16 protein-coding genes are annotated in these 18,810 nt (G+C 44.3%); 7 read left to right on the forward strand and 9 right to left on the reverse strand.

The window, feature by feature from the left end; genetic code table 11:
- Positions 1–79: 79 nt before the first annotated feature.
- From L3V35_RS00385 to L3V35_RS00400, 4 genes are all read right to left on the reverse strand, one after another.
- On the reverse strand, positions 80–412 hold the full coding sequence (locus L3V35_RS00385; RefSeq protein WP_017079133.1) for an Hpt domain-containing protein: 333 nt from the start codon (positions 410–412) through the stop codon (positions 80–82).
- Positions 406–1,995, reverse strand: coding sequence for a response regulator (locus L3V35_RS00390; protein WP_237298082.1), 1,590 nt, complete (start codon positions 1,993–1,995; stop codon positions 406–408). The genes L3V35_RS00385 and L3V35_RS00390 overlap by 7 nt, the downstream gene beginning before the upstream one ends.
- A 285-nt stretch (positions 1,996–2,280) precedes the next feature.
- Positions 2,281–3,831, reverse strand: coding sequence for a DHA2 family efflux MFS transporter permease subunit (locus L3V35_RS00395; RefSeq protein ID WP_004730582.1), 1,551 nt, complete (start codon positions 3,829–3,831; stop codon positions 2,281–2,283).
- Positions 3,832–3,834: 3 nt separating this feature from the next.
- On the reverse strand, positions 3,835–4,899 hold the full coding sequence (locus tag L3V35_RS00400; protein ID WP_237298083.1) for an HlyD family secretion protein: 1,065 nt from the start codon (positions 4,897–4,899) through the stop codon (positions 3,835–3,837).
- A 128-nt stretch (positions 4,900–5,027) separates the two neighbouring features.
- On the opposite strand from L3V35_RS00400, the gene L3V35_RS00405 reads away from it, so the two are divergent.
- On the forward strand, positions 5,028–5,930 hold the full coding sequence (locus tag L3V35_RS00405; RefSeq protein WP_017092646.1) for a LysR family transcriptional regulator: 903 nt from the start codon (positions 5,028–5,030) through the stop codon (positions 5,928–5,930).
- 72 nt (positions 5,931–6,002) lie between these two features.
- On the opposite strand, the gene L3V35_RS00410 is transcribed toward L3V35_RS00405, so the two are convergent.
- From L3V35_RS00410 to L3V35_RS00425, 4 genes are all read right to left on the reverse strand, one after another.
- On the reverse strand, positions 6,003–8,405 hold the full coding sequence (locus L3V35_RS00410; RefSeq protein ID WP_237298084.1) for a glycoside hydrolase: 2,403 nt from the start codon (positions 8,403–8,405) through the stop codon (positions 6,003–6,005).
- A gap of 120 nt (positions 8,406–8,525) precedes the next feature.
- On the reverse strand, positions 8,526–9,344 hold the full coding sequence (locus tag L3V35_RS00415; protein ID WP_237298085.1) for a DUF2861 family protein: 819 nt from the start codon (positions 9,342–9,344) through the stop codon (positions 8,526–8,528).
- Positions 9,344–9,991, reverse strand: a complete 648-nt coding sequence (locus tag L3V35_RS00420) for a response regulator transcription factor (RefSeq protein ID WP_054541141.1) — start codon at positions 9,989–9,991, stop codon at positions 9,344–9,346. The genes L3V35_RS00415 and L3V35_RS00420 overlap by 1 nt, the downstream gene beginning before the upstream one ends.
- Entirely contained in the window at positions 9,969–11,378 is a 1,410-nt protein-coding gene (locus L3V35_RS00425; protein ID WP_237298086.1) for a DUF3404 domain-containing protein, read from the reverse strand. Before L3V35_RS00425 ends, L3V35_RS00420 begins: the two co-directional genes overlap by 23 nt.
- A 243-nt stretch (positions 11,379–11,621) precedes the next feature.
- On the opposite strand from L3V35_RS00425, the gene L3V35_RS00430 reads away from it, so the two are divergent.
- On the forward strand, positions 11,622–12,155 hold the full coding sequence (locus tag L3V35_RS00430) for a YbhB/YbcL family Raf kinase inhibitor-like protein (protein WP_237298087.1): 534 nt from the start codon (positions 11,622–11,624) through the stop codon (positions 12,153–12,155).
- Between the two features lie 130 nt (positions 12,156–12,285).
- Positions 12,286–13,098, forward strand: coding sequence for a helix-turn-helix transcriptional regulator (locus L3V35_RS00435; protein WP_237298088.1), 813 nt, complete (start codon positions 12,286–12,288; stop codon positions 13,096–13,098).
- Positions 13,099–13,112: 14 nt separating this feature from the next.
- Here L3V35_RS00435 and L3V35_RS00440 read toward each other — a convergent pair whose 3' ends face one another.
- Positions 13,113–14,306: an MFS transporter gene (locus L3V35_RS00440; RefSeq protein ID WP_054541138.1), complete on the reverse strand. Its 1,194-nt coding sequence runs from the start codon at positions 14,304–14,306 to the stop codon at positions 13,113–13,115.
- Between the two features lie 133 nt (positions 14,307–14,439).
- On the opposite strand from L3V35_RS00440, the gene L3V35_RS00445 reads away from it, so the two are divergent.
- From L3V35_RS00445 to L3V35_RS00460, 4 genes are all read left to right on the forward strand, one after another.
- Positions 14,440–15,771: a D-serine ammonia-lyase gene (locus L3V35_RS00445; protein WP_237298089.1), complete on the forward strand. Its 1,332-nt coding sequence runs from the start codon at positions 14,440–14,442 to the stop codon at positions 15,769–15,771.
- A gap of 252 nt (positions 15,772–16,023) precedes the next feature.
- Positions 16,024–16,824, forward strand: a complete 801-nt coding sequence (locus L3V35_RS00450) for a hypothetical protein (RefSeq protein WP_237298090.1) — start codon at positions 16,024–16,026, stop codon at positions 16,822–16,824.
- A 251-nt stretch (positions 16,825–17,075) separates the two neighbouring features.
- Positions 17,076–18,158, forward strand: a complete 1,083-nt coding sequence (gene trpS / locus L3V35_RS00455; RefSeq protein ID WP_237298091.1) for a tryptophan--tRNA ligase — start codon at positions 17,076–17,078, stop codon at positions 18,156–18,158.
- A gap of 218 nt (positions 18,159–18,376) precedes the next feature.
- Positions 18,377–18,745, forward strand: coding sequence for a hypothetical protein (locus L3V35_RS00460; protein ID WP_237298092.1), 369 nt, complete (start codon positions 18,377–18,379; stop codon positions 18,743–18,745).
- The last annotated feature ends 65 nt before the right edge of the window (positions 18,746–18,810 follow it).

Consider the following 18,810-nt stretch of genomic DNA (forward strand, 5'->3'; position numbering starts at 1 on the left):
ATTGTTTGCTGCGTAAAACTATAAAACTATTAGTGGAGACTAAAAGCTGTTACGGAATACTAAAAGCTCAGTGAATTGACTAATAAGTGCTGAGCACCTCATCGATTTGTTTGTTGATGATCTTCATTTCGCTGTAGATAACAGAAAGATCATCATCTTGAGGTGCAAGCTTATTAAGTGTGTTTTGCTCGACTCTTTCTAAGGCCACGGTGGCGGTTTCTTCGCCGAAGCTGGCTAATATGCCTTTTAATGTGTGTACGGTAAAATGAAGCTTGCCCCAATCCTGTTGCTGTACCAGTTCTTGTATCTCTTCTAATGAATTGCCATGGTCTTCTTGATACACAGACAACACAGCGAAAATTACTTCTTTGTCATTATCTAAGTAGGCATTTAGGGCATCAAAATCTAGCATATAGACTCCTGTCGGCTGTATGTTGAAAATGGGCTGGGCGGCTTAGTAGAAAAACCAGATCTTAATGAATCACTGAGCCATTGGCTCCATCTTGGTGGAAGCTCTAGCTGTGCGAGCTGTTTCAAGTATTCGTGTCTAAGGTTTTCTTCTATATGAGCTTTATGGACGGCATATATATAGTCAAGTTTCGCCGCAATTGAATATGGGTAATTGTGAATGTAGTCCTTTAGTTCTTGGATGGAATCGGAATTTTCGATATTTACACAAGTAGAAGGATCTACATCTTTTGATTCAAGTTGATGGTTTATTGTCTCCCCTCGAGCTTTTAAGCACTCTGCAACTAAGTGGTACAGGGAGTACTCGCCAAAGTAAGTCAGAAGAGGCAGCAATTGAAGCAATAAGTGAGTGGGTTGGTTGTAAAAGTTATTTGCTAACAGTGTCGAGGCTCGAATCACTTTCTTGTGAGAAACTTGAGGGCTGTTCTCAATGAGTAAAATATTACTTTGAAATAGGGCAAGGCTGGCCAGAACTTGTTGCTGTTGTTTTACGGGAAGTTTGAGGTTTACCAACTCTGTGAATTGATTAGCATGTTCCAGCAGGATACGTTTGTACTTTAATTGAGTCTCACGTTGGTAGGTCGCCTTTAGTGAACTGAAGTGAGCGTCAATGGAATGAATAATATCAATGTCGGCAGACGATATATGCGTCGCGTACATCTCACCAAGCTTGATAAGCATAAGGGTGTTATCGACGTTTTCTGCCAAGTCGATTGCTCTTATCGCACGGTGACTGATGCTAGGCGTCATTTCAAACGCTCTTATGGCCAGTTTAAGTGCAGGCAGTAACATATTATGTTTTTCATAGATGCAGCTTAAACAATCAATAACGTTTAATGACAACGGCTGAGCAATCAGGTAGTTGTGGAGCTTTTCTATGGCTAGGTTCGGTTTACCCAAGCTGTCTAGAATTAATGCCTCTGCGACTAATTTGGTCGGGTGCATTTTCGTGTTCGAGTTGTTGATTGTGCTTGAAAGCAAATCCCATTCTTTGCCTCCAATTAAGTGCTCAATCAACGTCGCTTCAAACTGAACGCTATTGCCATTAGGGGAGATCGCTAACGCTTGTGTCAATCGTTCCAGATTAGTGATCGGATATAAGTCATTCAGTTGGGTGAGTTTCTTCGAAACGGACACAGCACTTTGAATCTTCTTGCCTAAAGATTGAGTATTGATCGGTTTAGAAACAAAGTGATGTGCTTCGCCTGAAAGGGCCGTCAATACGGTTTCCTGACGCATATCCCCAGAAACAAGAATCGTGGCGACTGTATGATCGATGAGCCTGTTTCGATAAAGGATCCCCAAAAGCTCAAACCCCGTGAAGGATTGCTCTAAGTGGTAGTCAATGAGGAGTACATGAAATGAGTGCGTCTCGACCGCCTTGATGGCTTGTCGATAATCGGTCGCAATAAAGATGCAATCATGTGAAATGCCCAAGCTCGAGAGTTGCTGCTTAATAAGTATTGTTGCGCTCTTAGAGTCGTCGACAATCAAAACCCGAAGGTCTGTTGGTAAGGTCAAATCCATTTTCCTCAATACCAAATGTTATGTTTAATTTAGGTGTCAGGTTGCACATTGTCAAGGTGCCTATATCACATACAAACACTCAATAAACTATTGGTAATTAAAGAGTATTCGATAACATTTATGAAAGCCTTCAAACGCAGGCTGCGTTTACCTTATTTTTGTGGGGTTATCCGTGTTTTAGAAATAAAAAAGAGGTAAGCCGATAAGCTTACCTCTCTGTTTTCTTACTCGATTTTTTATCCGAAATGTAGCCTTTTTGAAGCATTACTAACTAAAAAACTAGCGCTAATCACGCATGTTAAAAATCAATACTGCCGCTAGAGCCAAGAACGCCGTCATCATTAAGAACACATCGTTGTAAGCCATGATGGCAGCGTCACGTTGCATTGTACCAAGTAAGCTTGCTTGCGCTTGTTGCATCGCCGTTGCGGCATCACTTCCTGACTGAATGAAAAACGCTTGTTGTTGCTGAAGCGTTTGCCAACCAAGTTGACTCACGGAAGGCAGCGACTCTTTGATATGCGCCAAATGCTCGCGCGTTTTGTTGTCGAGTAGCGTAGCGATAATCGCGATACTAAAAGCACCCCCTAGGTTGCGCATTACGTTGGTTAAGGTAGATGCATCTGGCGTGTCCATTTTGCTGATGTTTTTCATGGCAACCAAAGACAGCGGAACCATAATAAATGGGCTACCAATAGCACGCAGAACCATGGACAAAATCAGTTGTTGCCCGCCAAAGTCGATTGTCATGTGTGTATTTACGTAACAACTAAAACCGAACATCGCGAAGCCAAAGGTAACCAAGTACTTAGGCTTAATAATCTGTGTTAGCTTAGGCACAATTGGGAATATCAGAAGCTGTGGGAAACCCATCCACATTAATACTTCACCAATTTCCATCGCGTTATATTGCTGAATTTGAGTGAGATACATCGGCAGCACATAGATAGAGCCAAGCAACGCCATTCCTAGAATCAAATAGGCGATACAAGACATAGCAAACTGCCCATCCCGCAATAGCCGCAGATTAACTAATGGCTTTTTGTGTTGGAGTTCGTTTATCACGAAGTAAACCAAACTCACCGCCGACACGATACTCAAGCCAATAATAAAGCTCGAACTGAACCACTCTTCACGGTTACCTTCTTCTAGTACCACTTCCAAACAACCTAGCCCTAACGCCATGGTGGCGATACCAAACCAGTCGGCTTTTTTCAGTGTGCCAAGGTCGAGCTTTTCATCATCCAAACCATATCGGATCATGGTGATCACAAGCAAAGCAGGCGGAATATTGATGTAGAAAATATAGTGCCATGAAAAGTTCTCCGTCAACCAACCACCAAATGTTGGGCCGATCGATGGAGCAAAGGTCGCGGTTACGCCAAACAGTGCCATACCCACAGCACGTTTGTTAACAGGCAATAACTGAATCACTAACGAGAAAGCAAGCGGGATTAAAGCGCCACCACTGAAGCCTTGCATCGCTCGGAATACGATCATCGAGGTCATGTTCCAAGAGAACGAACACAACAAAGATGAAATGGTGAAAATGGCCGTCGTCCACGTGATATAACGGCGTTTACCGAGCGCTTTAGAAAGCCAACCACTGAGTGGGATAGCGATCATCTCTGCGACAAGATAAGACGTAGAGATCCACGAGCTTTCATCTAAGGTGGCAGATAGCGCACCTTGAATATCTTTAAGAGACGAGTTGGTGATCTGAATATCCAAAATCGCCATGAACGCGCCAATCAAACCGCCAAATAGGGCGATCCAATGACGTCTTGAAACCTCGCCATCATCATTAGTGTGGGTGACAACACCAGCGTTACTCATGGTCTAGCCTCGTTTATCGATGGTCGCTACCACAGACAAACCAGGAAGCAGTCGACCTTTCAATTCTTGCTGATCTGGAATGGTAATTTTCACCGGTACACGTTGAACGATTTTAGTAAAGTTACCTGTCGCGTTTTCTGGTGGTAGGAGCGCAAACTTGGCGCCAGTTGCAGGGGAGAAACTGTCTACCATGCCTTCAAGTGGCTGACCCGGAAAGGCATCCAGTTCGACTTCTACCGTTTGGCCTTTGTGAATGCCGCTTAGCTGTGTTTCTTTGAAGTTAGCTTCAATCCACACTTGGTTGTTTGGTACCAAGCTCATAAGTGGTGCGCCTGCTTGAATCAGCAAGCCTTCGCGGACGCTACGTTTACCAATCACGCCATCCGCTGGCGCGTAAACCTTGGTGTAATCAAGGTTAAGTTGTGCTTGATCTCTTTGTGCTTGAGCTTCAGTCACGGATGCGTTTGCTTGTTCGATTTCACTCGCAATCACGATTAGTTGATCATTACTTGCGACGAGGTTTGCTTTTGCTTCTTCAAGTTCTGCTTGGGTGACTTTTTGTTGTGCGACCATGCTGTCGACTTCATCTTGCGAAGCATAGTTACGCTTTAATAAGCTACGAGAACGCACGACTTGTTGGATTGCACGCTCGTATTCAGCTTGTGCGGAATCAACACGGCTGTCAGCTTGATTTATTTGGCTACGTTGTAACGTTTGTTGAGCGATAAGGTTGTGTACGCTTGATTGAACGACGCTTAAATGCGCATTCGCCTGAGCAAGTGCAGATTGGTAATCACGATCATCGATTTGAACCAACAAGTCACCTTGTTTAACCGATTGGTTATCACTCACGTAAGACTTAACAATATAACCCGACACCTTCGGGCTTATATTAGTGATGTCGCCTTGTAGATAGGCATTGTCGGTAGATTCAAAGTATTGGCCATAGCCGTACCAATATCCGGCACCAGCAAGACCTAATGACAGCATGATCGCAGTAGCAATAAGCGGAGCTTTTTTACGTTTTTTTGTGCTTACTGATTGCGAAGCGTTATTGTTCTCTGTCATTTTTTATTTCTCATTTTGTTTTTATTTAGATGTAACGAATTGTAAATGAATTCGATTGATTGATAAGATAGGAAAAAAGGGAAACACTGTTGCAAAAATCTTACTAATATAGCTTTGGGAGAAGTACGATGGACTTAAATGCTGTGACTGTTTTTACACAAGTTGTTGATTGTGGGAGTTTCACGCACGCAGCTGAAGCATTGAACATGACCAAGTCGACCGTCAGCCGAAAGCTTGATGAGCTCGAGCAGCACCTAGGTGTGAGGTTGATCACTCGTTCGACACGAAGTTTAGTTTTAACGCCAGAGGGTGAGCGCTTTTATCAGTCGAGCATGCAGATGCAAGAGATCATGAACCAAGCTGAGTTAGAGGTTTCTGCCAATCAGGATTTGATCCGAGGGCAGTTGAATGTTGTGTTGCCTGTCGAATTGGGACATCAAGTATTAGCCACATACATCCACAGTTTCCTAAAAGAGCACCCAAACGTGACTTTGAACTTAGAACTGTCGAATCGAGAAGTCGACATCATTGCGGAGGGGATCGATCTTTACGCGCAAATTGGTGAGCTGGTGGATTCGAGCTTGGTTTCTCGCTACCTCACAACATCGAAGCGTGTATTGGTAGCCAGCCCTGAGTATTTAGAACAGTTCGGTGAAATCTCTTCACCCGATGACCTTAAGCCTCCATTTAGGATGATTGAGGTGGTGAACAAGGCGGCACGTCTACCTAAGTGGCATTTGCAATTAGAAGGCGGAGAGTCGATTTTGATCGATCTACCGTGTCAGTTGCGGGTGAATACCATCACGGCATGCCTAACAGCGTGTGTGGATGGGCTCGGCTTGGCGGTGCTTCCTGAATTCATTTGTCGGGAACACTTCAAGACAGGTAAGCTGATTCGTTTGTTACCTGAATATGAGATGCCAGAAGTTTCAGTAAGCCTAGTGTATGCAGACAGGCAGTTGATGCCGAAACGTAAAAAGGTCTTTATCGACTATCTACTGACTGCCTTTCAAAATAGGAAGCAAAAGTAACGGGGGATAACCTTAGCGGGTAAATAAGTGCTTAGGCTTCCTATTAATCGCTTTGCCTAAACCGTATCGAAGCTAATGATAAGTTGACTGCCAGTCGACGACTTGTCCATTCACTAATATAGCTTTGACCGATAGGGCAGCAATATCGATACCGTTGTGACGAAATGCCTTGTTGGAGAAGTTGGCTATGATCTTACTCCCGTCACTGAACTCGGTTTGTTGAACATCGCCGTTCTTATCTAACCAGTCGAAATCGACCAACTCTTTATCCCATAACTGTTCGTGCATCGGTTCAAAGCCATCTTGATAGCGTTTGAGTGCTTTGATCCTTGGACTTGAACTTGATAAAGCTTCATCTCTGGTCAAGTGAACCATCGGGGGGGTGTTGTACAGCATCGCGGTTAAGTCACGTTCTGCTTGTACATTAGTGAACTTAAGGCTGTCTGAGTGCCAATGGTGCGTATTGATTACTTCATCATGGAAAACGGCTTGGTATAACGGAATTCGATATTGTGGCGAAAACAGTAGTGACTTGTAGGGCTCTTTAACCTCGGCGGGTTTAAAGAAGAAGTCAGGCTTGTGGTCTGGGTACCAACGACCTAAGTAATAGGGAGATTGGCGATTCTCTTTCATGTCTTTATCTGTCCAGCCAAAACCAACCGTTTCTAAGCCGTGCGCAAACGCGATGCCTTTTGTTGTTAGGCTGTTGCCGTCTTCAGATCCTAATACTAACGATGGTTGCTCGCTTAGCCACAGCATTCGGTTGTTGAAGGCAGAAAGCATATCCGATTCGTTTGTATCGCCATTGACATTGCTGTTGCTATGACTCTTGCTATGATTGTCTATAGAGCCGCTGTAATCCTCACGTGCCATGGCGGTTGCATCAACATCTAAGAACAAGCTGTTGAAGTTGCCGAATTTCATAATGTCTTGAGCGCGCTGCTTTACGTAATCTAAATGGCAATTCGGATTAAGATAGAATCCGTTACCTCGAAACCCTTTTTTTAGGCTGCCATCCGCTAGTTCAATGGCACAACTTTGACGCATTGGCTCTGGTAATTGAGCGGTTAGCCAGTTGTCGTTCAGCTTCGCAGGAATGGCTGTGTTGTAGGAGTCATAGGTGCCGACCAGATATCCCGACTGTTTTGCCAGACCCACAGCGTTAGGTTGATAGAATGCTGGCATCCAATTATCAAATCCGAGCCAAAGTTTGTTTAAGCCTGCCTTATTTAGATTGGTTACCATGTCTGAAGACAACGCTTGTCCCCAAGTGTCTGACGAGTTTAGGTAGGGGGAGGCGTGTTCAACCAACCAATTTTTCTTATTCTGCGCTGCCACGTATTGAGCTTTGATCGTGTTGTTTTCGAGTGTCGCAGTACCGACTGGAAATAACACCTGCAACGACTGGCTAATAGAGTCCAACAATAACTGTTTGTGGTACTGACTGAACCAATCTTTGCCCTTGGAGAGTGATGAAAGCTCTCTTTTTGCTTCCTTGGAAACGTTGAGTTTAGAGCCCTTTAGATACCAAGCTTTCAATCCCCACCAGTCACTCACATCTTGGACGCTTAATGGGTCTTTACCAAACAAATAAATGTGGCTCGCGCCGATCAACTTACTCACATCTGGATTGTACTTTTGCTTTGCTACAAGTGTTTCGGACTGGTCATTATTGATGCGCCAATCTCGGTATTGTTTGGCACCATCTAACCACGAGTCTCCGAGGGTGATACGAACAATAAAAGGCTGTGACTGATTGAGCATCGTAAATTGGTGTGATGCCTTCATATCAATTTTTGTCTTTGTATTTGAGGAAGCATTAGAGGACGCATCTGAAAAGAGCAGTTGATTGTTGGTTGCATTAATCATCTGGTAGCTAATGAAGTGGTCGTTCTGTTGTGCTGTCCAAAAAGGCATCTTTAGGTCTTGAGTGGTGTTGCTTCCAGAATGGTTGTCGACTAGATAACTACCCCAAAGCTTGTTATTTGTAGGTACACGCATGCCTTCGCTAAAAGGAAGAAATAGGGTCTGAGTTTGTTGTTCTGCAAGATCAAACCACGCCAACTCTACGGGCTGGTTACGTTTCACCTGTATATTTGAAGGGAAGCTGAACTGAAAAGTGAGCTGGTCTTGATTAAGCTCGGCCTCAACGTTTATCCCACTAGGTACTAAGGTCCAAGTTGCGGTCTTTGCTGAGTTAGTTTTATCGGAAAGACCAATGACTAGATTGGTCACTTTCTGTGGTTGGCTATCAACGGTGAGAGCGGCGCTGTTAACGCTTAAGCCGTTCCAATCTACCTCTAAAGTATTCGAAGAAATAGAGACTGTATTGTTGGTAGTGGTGTTAGCGTTGACGCTGCTATTACTGGTTAGCGTTATTTGGCTCGCTTGTGCATTGGATGAAAACAGACAAGCTGTTGTTAAAGCTACAATGGCACAAGTAGAAAGATTGAGTGGGTGACGTACGCTGAGCATATCTAGATTCCGTAAAGGGTAAGTACGGTCATTACACCCAAGTAGCGTTAGTGCTTTGTCACCTATATGTCTCTATTTTCTGCATTACCTAGTTTCTAATCTTCTTCTGAATGCATTCCATTAGAAAGGCACCGCGACACGCTGCACATATTGGACTTCAATCGCGCCTTGGTATTCAAACATTTCAACCGAAGCACTCAAGTGTTTGGCATTAGTCCCTAGTGGGCTTTCTGTGGGAACGGGTGCTTGCGCTGTCTTGATTGGCACTTTGTAGCCTAACAGGTTGTAGTTCTCATCGAACCATTGCCAACTCACATTGGCGTTAGGGCAGTTGTCGATCACCTTCGGTGGCGTGATCACGATATGTGGTTCGCTGAGTTTACTTTCGAGTGTTAACCATCGCTTGCTGTTGTCTAAAGCGACAACAATAGGATAGTGGTTCGAACCTATCCTTAGTTGATAAACACCAGATTCGGGTTTGATAAACATTTCACTAGTCTCAATCTCTTGATACTCATTGTTAGAAGCGAGTTGTCCATCGAGAAGGATTTTACCTCTTGGGGAAACCAGAGAGATAGGTTGTGTTTGGATTTTCGTGTCTTCACTGAGTTGCTCTGCAGCGACTTTGATTTGATAACCTTGCGATGACAGGCCGTAGCGTCGAATGAAGCTAACTTGAATGTGATGTTTCGTCTCAGTGTCTTGTCTTAGTGAAGTTCCGCATTGAGTTTGGCTCAATATCTCTTGTTTCACAGGCAGCCAAAGCTCACTATCGAGTGTTTGTTGATCGAGTGCGATTTGAAGCTCTTGCCACGCGACTTGAGGTTGTTCATCAAGCAGAGATTGATACGTATGTTGCAATGGTGTGTTGGTAAACCAAGCGGCGTGACACGCAAACGGCAAAGCGCAGATCAATGCGATTAACGAAGTGACTCTCATTATGATTCCCCAGCTAAGCGGTAACCAACGCCGCGATGTGTTTCGATCTTTAGGGTTGGCAGCTTCTGGCGCAAGCGCAGTATGTGATTATCCACGGTTCGGGTACTTGGAAAGGCTTGATAACCCCAAATCTTATTGAGTAACTCATCACGATGAAACACGCGACTTTGGTTCTGAACAAACAAGACCAATAACTGGAACTCTTTAGGTTTTAACGTGATCGGGCTTTCATCCAAATAAGCGATTCGTTCTGACAAGTTGATTTGGATATTTGCGTAATTTAAGTGGCTCACCCCTAACGGACGAAGTTGGGTAATGACTCGAGCAAGCAACTCCTCGTTTGAGAAAGGTTTAGTGACGTAATCTTTGGCACCTGCCATTAAGCCTTCTACGCGTTGCTGGACTTCCACTTTAGCGGTTAACACAATCACAGGAAGCGCTTTGAGGAGTAGCCAATTCGGCAGGTGTCGCAAGCTGTCACCGTCTTCGAGTTGTCGATCCAGTATCACTAGATCGGCGCGGAACCATTGCTTACTGGCACTCTCTGAATCCTTCGCCCAAAGGCATGGGTAACCATTGGACTCAAAGAAGCTGACGAGGCCTTGTCCAAGTAGATGGTCGTCTTCAATCAGCAGTAGGGTGTTCATAAGCTATTTCCAAAATACATCGGGTTGGGTTACGAAGAATAATGAGGCGGCCATTCGCTTGTTTCATCAAGTGTTCGACAATTGTGAGGCCAATGCCCATGTTGTCTTGTCTGTGATTGATATTCGGTGTTGCTCGAGATACTAACCGTTGCAGAAAAGAAGGGAAGTGACCTTCGTCTTGCACCTCAATCCTGAGCTTATCAGCGAGTTCTACCTTGACCAAAACCTCACCTATACCGTGCTGTTTAGCGTTCTTAATCAAGTTATCTAAGCAGATGGTTAGCCAGTAATACGGTAGGTTAAGTTCAGCATCACTTGAATAACATTGATACTCGATATTGTGCTTTTCACATACATGATCGAGCCACTCTTCTAATGAAGCGTTTTGCTTCAACAAAGGTTCTGACTGATCCGAACTTAGATACACTTTACTGTTTTCGGTGAGCTGAGAGAGCCTTTGATAGTCGGATATTAAACGCCAAACCGCATTTTGAGTTTCATCAGAAAAGTCATCGTAGCGATTTCTAAACATTTCGACGGTTAAGCCTAGGCTAGTAATTGGCGTGCGCAGTTCATGAGTAAGAAGCTGTAAAACGAACTGCCTCTCTTTTCGTTGTTTTGTTCTTAGGTATAAGACTCTACCGAGTCCGGAAAGCAACGTTAACAGCAATGTAAAGATCAAGGTTTTCATGATCAGATTGTCATTGCTAGGCTCGCTTAAGCACACGTTGCTGTAACGAAAAGTACAGGTTTCACCCGTCAAAGATACCTCTTGCCGCTCTGCAATAGGTTGCCAAACATTTAAGGGAATGGCTTTCCAGCCTTGTTCGCCACTTAACCAAAGCACATCGTCCTGTTGCCAAGCGCGGTATCCACTGAGCAGTGCTTCTCTGCCTTGTGCGCTTAGGTTTTCTAGCTTGTTATATAAAGGATGCTGAGGGTTGGTAATACTCAAAAATGGGCGTATCTGCTCGGTCACATCTGGGTAAGCGGCTAAATAACGATCAGCAAAACTGCCACCTGCAGGGTGTCGTTTGGAGTGTGCTGCAAACCAAATGGAATCCAATGCTTGTTGCTGACACAAAGCGAGCTCAAACTCGATGGCGTCATCTAATGAAGGGTTATTGCTTTCAATCGCTCGGCAGTGATCTTGTATTGACGCTAACGCTGCGATGTCGTCCCAACTGAATTGGTTGAAATCAGGATAGCGGCTACGTTCATGAAGCAGAACTTTCGGATACTGAGCCAACTCTTGTTGAGATACTAGGATTGGGGATGATTGCCAGCTCAGTTGATACAGGGTTTGCCACTTGTCTTGCAAACTTTGGGCATTGGCTAGAGTTGGGAGCCAAAAGATCAAGCCAAGGGCTAAGGTAAACCTGCGCATCCAATCATTCTCGTTAAAAGTCGTGGGGCGAGTCTAAAGAGTTTTGGACGTGATTTGTAACCTGAATGTCAACAAGTGTTCCTTTAACAACAAATTGTCGAGTGGGTCATGTTTTAAAATAATAAATTGGAAATACAGTAAGTATCATTTTAATGGATTAAACTAGATAATTGTGTACTTATTGTCATTATTGAACGGATGGAGGGGACTATACTGGGCTCATACCTAATCAGAGGAACCACCATGAAAACACTCATTAAATCAGTATTGGCACTTAGTATCTTAACAGCGGGCTCGGCTCAGGCATTCGAATTAACGAGTAATGATATTCAAGAAGGTCACCCAATGGCGAAGACGTTTGAATATTCAAGTTGGGGCTGTGATGGCGAGAACTTGTCACCGCAGTTGATGTGGAAAGATGCTCCAGCAGGAACCAAAAGCTTTGCAATCACGGCTTATGATCCAGATGCACCAACTGAAAGTGGTTTCTGGCACTGGGTCGCGTTTGATATTCCAGCAACAGTGAGCGAGCTACCTCGTGGTGTCGACATCTCTAAAGTGGGTGGCAAAGAAGGCCGCATAGATTATGGAACGGTAGGTTTCGGTGGCGCTTGTCCTCCTGAAAAAGATGGCATGCACCGCTACCAGTTCGCGGTTTGGGCATTGCCAACGGATAAGCTCAACCTAGACGAAAACACGCCGTCGGCTGTGGTTGGATTCACGTTGAACAGCATGGCTTTAGGCAAAGCGAAACTGACTACAACTTACACACGTTAATGGCTTATGTACGCTAATAATTTGAATACGTTAATAACTTATACGCGTTGATAATTGACACAAGCTAATAAAGCGACCAGTTATTGATGGGATAGCTGGTCGTTGATAACAAGTAAACAAGGGGGATGAGATGAATCATCAATATCAAGTGACGATCTTTCGTGCAGAGCAATTACAAAAACTGCGTAATGTGAGGATTCTATCCCCTAGTATCATTCAGATCATTACAGGCAGTAAGCGCCTGTTTTGGAAAGACTCAATGGCAGAACTCTCACATTCAGAGCTGCTGTTGTGTGAGGCATCATCGTCATTGAGTTTTGAGAACATGCCCCACAAAGGACGTTTCCTTTCGCGTGTATTCAGCTTTCAATTCCAACCTTCTCAGGCGATGCTTGATTTAAGTGAGGAACGCTCGAATGATCTGGGGCTGCCTACAGTACAAGCGGACCGAAGCTTACAAGATTCACTCAATGCTCTGTTTTCCTTTGATAGACAAAGCATGAGTAAAGAGACCCAGCAGTTTTGGTTGCAGGGCTTATACCAGCAATTAGCCGAGAAGGGCGTACTGCATCGATTGTTTATTAGCTCAAACGTCTCGTTTAGCCAGAAACTCAGCCACTACCTTTCACATTCACCGGACGAGAAACATCCGTTAGAGTCGGTAGCAGAGCGCTTTGCGATGAGCCGCGCCACGCTTATCCGTAAATTGAAACTTGAAGGCATGCAATATCGTGAGGTACTGGCTGAAGTTCGCTTGAGTCACGCGCTTTATCTGATGCAAAACGGGCAGCAGAATGTCGCGATGCTGGCTCAGTCTTGCGGTTACCAATCGGAGGGGCGTTTTAGTCAGCGCTTTAAAGGGAAGTTTGGTTTGTCGCCAAGCGAATACATCAAAACCGTCGTCAGCAATAGAGTCGCGAGTAATAAAGTCACGACGCCATAACCATTCTGTTCGTCCTAAACGCTCACTTTTTTGTCTCGTGCTGCCAATGCCGCGAAAATCGTGCACGCAAATGCAACAGATGCGATCAGCAGAATGGGAACGCTCCAAGAATCGGTTTGAGCATGAAGCTTACCCACCAGCGTTGGACCTGTTGCCGCTAAAGCATAACCAATTCCTTGCGCCATACCCGACAGCGATGCGGCTTGGCTGCTATTCGATGTTCTCAGGCCAACAAAAGAGAGCGCGATAATAAACGTAGAGCAGTTGGCTAATCCAAAGAGTCCCACCCAAAAGATCGCAAACTCAGGCAAATACAGCAGCCCAATTAATCCAATGAATACACTCGAAGTACAAAGCGTAATGAGCCATTGTTGGTTATCGCTTTTACCTAAGAACGGCAGTAACAGCAATCCCGGAACCATAGTCGAAAATTGTAGAAATCCGTAGATATAACCCGCATCGATTTCGCTGTAGCCAAGGTCGTTCAAGATCTGTGGAAGCCAGCCTGCCAAAGAATAGAAGGTAAATGAGTTAAGCCCAAGAGCTAGTGTCACTTGCCATGCAACGCCACTCTTGATCATCTTCTTCATCGGAATTGGCTTTTCTTGATGCTTGTTATTGGTCGATGAAGAAGAGCGTTTTCTGATTTTAGGCAACCAGATCATCAAAGCTAATATTGGGAATATTAGGTTCATTAACAGTGCTAATTGCCAACCCGTGACCGTGAATAAGGTTAGATTTGAAAACGGCACCATCAAACTTGAGCCTAACGTCGAACCGATGCCCATAGTAAAGATGTACAAAGAAGTGACTGTCGCAATACGAGTAGGGAAGCTAATTTTCACTACTACGGGCAACAACACATTACCAATCGCGATACCAAGTCCAATCATTACTGTGCCGATGTATAAAGTCGGAATTGCTCCAAAAGAGCGCAGTGTAATACCCGTAGTGATCAAAACTAAGCCTAAGAGCAGACTAGGTTCTAGGCCAATTCGTTGAGATATCTTGGTGACTAATGGTGAAAATAAGGCAAAAGTTAACAGTGGCAAAGCTGTTAAGAAGCCAGCAGCCGACGACGTAAGGTTGAGGCCTTCCATAACCTGAGAAAGCACAGGAGCCAAGCTCGTAAAAGGCCCACGAAGGTTAAGTGCTAGGAATAGAATCCCTAACATGACGAAAATGCTATTACGAAGAGAGGCGCTCATAGGTTGTTCTACTGTTTGCTTATGAGAAGAAAAGCTAGCCTACAGGTCATTGAATGATTACACAAATACCGTTTAAATAGGTTTACTAATGACTGAACCAGCGTCGCGCGCGCTTTACCAAAAAAGGTAATCCATGACCATATTGAATATCCATAAACTCATCTCAGATTTCCCACTGCTTCAACAATTGATTGCATTGGAAGAAGTGGTTTGGTTTAACCCAAATGTGACGACTCTGGAGCGCGGTTTACCTTATGTGGGATTGGGCGAACAAGATATTCATGATGCGAGTTTGAGGTTACAAAGGTTTGCCCCTTATCTGGCGAAGGCATTTCCTGAAACTCATGTGACGAATGGCATCATCGAATCTGAGCTTATCGATATCCCTGCAATGAAGTTGGCATTAGAAGCTCATTATCAGCAGCCAATAAAAGGGCGTTTGATGATGAAGAAAGACAGCCATTTGCCGATTTCAGGTTCAATCAAAGCGCGCGGAGGTATTTATGAAGTACTAACGCATGCCGAGAAGCTTGCGATTGAAGCCGGGTTACTATGTGAAAGCGATGACTACAGCAAGTTGCTCGAACCTGAGTTTCGTAACTTCTTCCAACAATACAGCATTGCAGTAGGTTCAACGGGTAACCTAGGCATGTCGATCGGTATCATGAGTGCCAAATTGGGCTTTACGGTCTCTGTTCACATGTCGGCAGACGCGAGAGCTTGGAAGAAAAGTAAACTGCGAGAGCACGGTGTTAACGTGGTCGAGTATCAACAAGATTATGGCGTTGCAGTAGAACAAGGACGGAAAGAGGCAGAACAAGATCCTCGATGCTTTTTCATTGATGATGAAAACTCACAAACACTGTTCCTTGGTTACTCTGTCGCAGGAGAAAGGCTTAAGCAGCAATTCGAGTTACAGGGGATTGTGGTTAATGAACAGCATCCTTTGTTTGTTTACTTGCCATGTGGAGTAGGTGGTGGCCCCGGTGGTGTCGCATTTGGATTGAAAATGGCTTTTGGTGATCACGTGCACTGTATTTTTGCTGAGCCGACTCATTCGCCTTGCATGTTGCTTGGTGTTCACTCGGGTTTGCATGATGAGATCGCAGTGCAAGATCTGGGGATAGACAATCTAACTGCTGCAGACGGTTTAGCGGTGGGGCGTGCTTCTGGCTTTGTTGGTCGTGCGATGGAGCGTTTGCTTGATGGTTACTACACATTAACCGACGAGCACATGTATCAATTACTAAGTGAACTGAATCAAGCCGAGGGGATTCAACTAGAGCCTTCAGCACTCGCGGGCATGCCGGGTGTGATTCATGTTGAGCAGAATAGAGAATATCTTGATCGCCTAGAGATTGATGAGTCGACGCTAGCGAATGCAACGCATCTTGTTTGGGCGACTGGTGGTGGCATGGTGCCAGAGCAAGAAATGGCCGCTTACTTGGAAAAATCGTCGGTTTAGCCCTAAAGCGTTTGTAAGTTGATCGTTTATAAACTGGGTGTTTATAAATGTAAGCGGTTAAACAGATAAGTCAGGAGAGAAGAGTGATGTTTATAGCTTGAACACACTCTTTCTCATCTCCAATTCCCACCGTAATTCAAACAATAACTTGCGCAGATCGTTATCCAAAACACATATTTTATAAATTAGACTTCATAGATGTTCTAACTATCAGTTAGGTTGAGTGGCATTCAACTTGATAGGGATTGAGCAATGCAAACGGATAAAGTGATGCAGACAAGACACATAAACACACCAGAAAAATTACTACAGCGTTTAGATGCGATTGGGCAGTCTTTGGAAGCATCGGGTAAGGCTCATGCTTTATTGGGATTGGGCTCAGTCGGTATTGAGACAGAACGATTGGATCAGTATTCAGATGTCGATTTTTTCGCGATAGTACAAACAGGGCACAAGCAGTATTTCTTAGACAGTTTGCATTGGCTCTCTGATATTCACCCAATCGACTATGCCGTAAGAAACACCGTCGATGGTTATAAAGTGCTTTACGCTGACGGAATCTTCTGCGAATTTGCTGTGTTTGAACCCCACGAGTTAGCGCATATTCCATTTGCTGAAGGGCGCATTGTTTGGCAGCAACCGGAATTTGATACGCAGTGTTGTATTCCTCCCGTAAAAGGGGAGTCAGACACTAACTCCCAAGAGTGGATCATTGGTGAGGCACTTACCAATCTTTATGTCGGCATGTCTCGTTATAATCGAGGCGAAAAGCTGGCTGGGAGTCGGTTCGTTCAATCTTACGCACTTGATCGTTTGATCGATCTTGTGGATCAAACTGAACATTCTGAGCCTGAATTCGTCGATGAGTTTATGTCGGATAGAAGGCTAGAAGCGCGCTTTCCTAAGTTTGCCCAATTGCTACCAACCTTTACCCAAGGTTACGAGCGCACCGCTGAATCAGCACTTGCCCAACTAGCGTTCCTCAACACCCACTTCACAGTTAACCAAGCCATGTGTGACCGAACCACTGAACTGTGTTCCGGTAAAGATTAAGCTTATAACCTGTTAATCTTAAAACCTATTTTCTTGGTGCGCGTAAATAACAGTTGTCGCTAGTCTGTATTGTTGATAGGTTTTAACCATGAAATTTAATTCTGCTTCAACTTCAATTTTCTTTTGGTGGTGCTCTTAATAGAGCAGCACGGAATATTCACATTCTTTAGCTGCTGGACGGTAGCTAAGAATGTCATCAAAAATGTCGCCTCTTTTTATCTCCAGTAGCCTTTCTAACTTGGAGATACCTCATGAAAACCCATTCAAACAGCCATATTGATAGCAACAGCGATGCGGTCAGCAACTATAGCGCTGGCAGTAAGAACAATACCAACAAGCCTGAAATCATTCTGACTGGCGATAGAGCAACTGGGCCTTTGCATTTAGGCCATTACGTCGGTTCTCTCGAACAAAGAGTTTCTTTGCAGCATATTCACGACCAAACGATATTGGTCGCCGACATGCAAGGGCTGACCGACAACGCCCATAACCCCTCGAAGGTTTCTTCTAACATTCTCAATGTAGTCGCTGACTATCTTGCTGTTGGAATTGATCCGGCGAAGACCACGATTTGTTTACAATCACAGTTGCCGGTGTTAGCTGAGCTCACCATGTTCTACAGTAATCTTGTTTCTATCGCTCGTTTGGAACGTAATCCAACGGTCAAAAGCGAGATTCAAAACAAAGCATTTGGACGCTCAATTCCAGCAGGATTCCTCACTTATCCAATCTCACAGGCGGCAGACATCACCGCTTTCAACGCGACTTTAGTACCTGTCGGTGATGACCAACTGCCGATGTTAGAACAAACCAATGAGATCGTGCGAAAGTTAAATTCGCTCGCTGGCAAACCAATCTTGAATGAATGCAGGCCACTTCTCAGCAACGCCTCGCGTCTCCCTAGTACTGATGGTAAAAGTAAGATGTCTAAATCGATGGGCAACGCCATTAATCTTGGTTCAACAGAAAAGGAGATCAGAGCTGCCGTTAAATCCATGTATACCGACCCAAACCATCTACGAATTGAAGATCCAGGCAAGGTAGAAGGGAACATCGTGTTCACTTATCTTGATGCTTTTCACACAGACGTTAACTATGTCAGTCAGCTAAAAGAGCATTATCAAAGAGGTGGGCTCGGCGATGGATACACTAAGAAAGTGTTGGAAGAGTGCCTGCAAGAGATGCTTCGTCCTATTCGTGAAAGAAGATCTGAGTTGTTGGATGACAAAGCGCAGCTCATCGATATTTTGCGAAATGGTAGCGAAGTCTCTAGGGAAAGAACGCAAAAGGTATTGTTCGATGTAAAAGGCGTCTTTGGTCTGAATATTATCTAGCATTGACTGCACCTGTTACAGGCTAAACGGCGGGAGAGTGAAAGCGCGATGACTTAGTAATCAAGAGTTTGGTATTCAATGACTGGTTTGGATGTAAATAAAGTCAATTGATTTGAATGGTGATTACGATTGATTTATAAAATGTCTTTTATGAATGTCTTTGAGGTTATGTGGCAAAGCACGACCTCAAAACCTTATCTTCAAGTGATGGTAATTAAATGAAAATTAACGTTTTACTTCCTGCCTTATTTTCGGCTCTGGCCCTAATGTCGGGTTGTTCAGATGTAGTCAGCGATGAATACTCGACTTATGCACAAGCCAAAGTAGAACGCTTGTTTGACAGAGGTTGGTTACCCGACATCCTGCCTAAATCTACTTTGAATATTGAAGTGAATAACGATCTGGATGCGAATACTTCAAAAGGACGCTTTATCATCAACGAGCCAGCATTGTCCGAGTTTATTGCGAAATTGGAGTCGAATGAGTCGACCAATGAATTTCACTTTGTCGACGGCGAAAATGTTTGGGTGTTCATTGTGGGAGAAGACAGTGTAGTTAACTACACACTAAACAAGCGTGAAGACTAAGTTAATGAATTCCAACCTATATCTGTTTATTGCTGATATGGGTTGATAAATAACACGTTTCACCA

The sequence above is a fragment of the Vibrio sp. L5-1 genome (assembly GCF_021728315.1).
GTDB classification, from domain to species: Bacteria; Pseudomonadota; Gammaproteobacteria; order Enterobacterales; family Vibrionaceae; genus Vibrio; species Vibrio splendidus_K.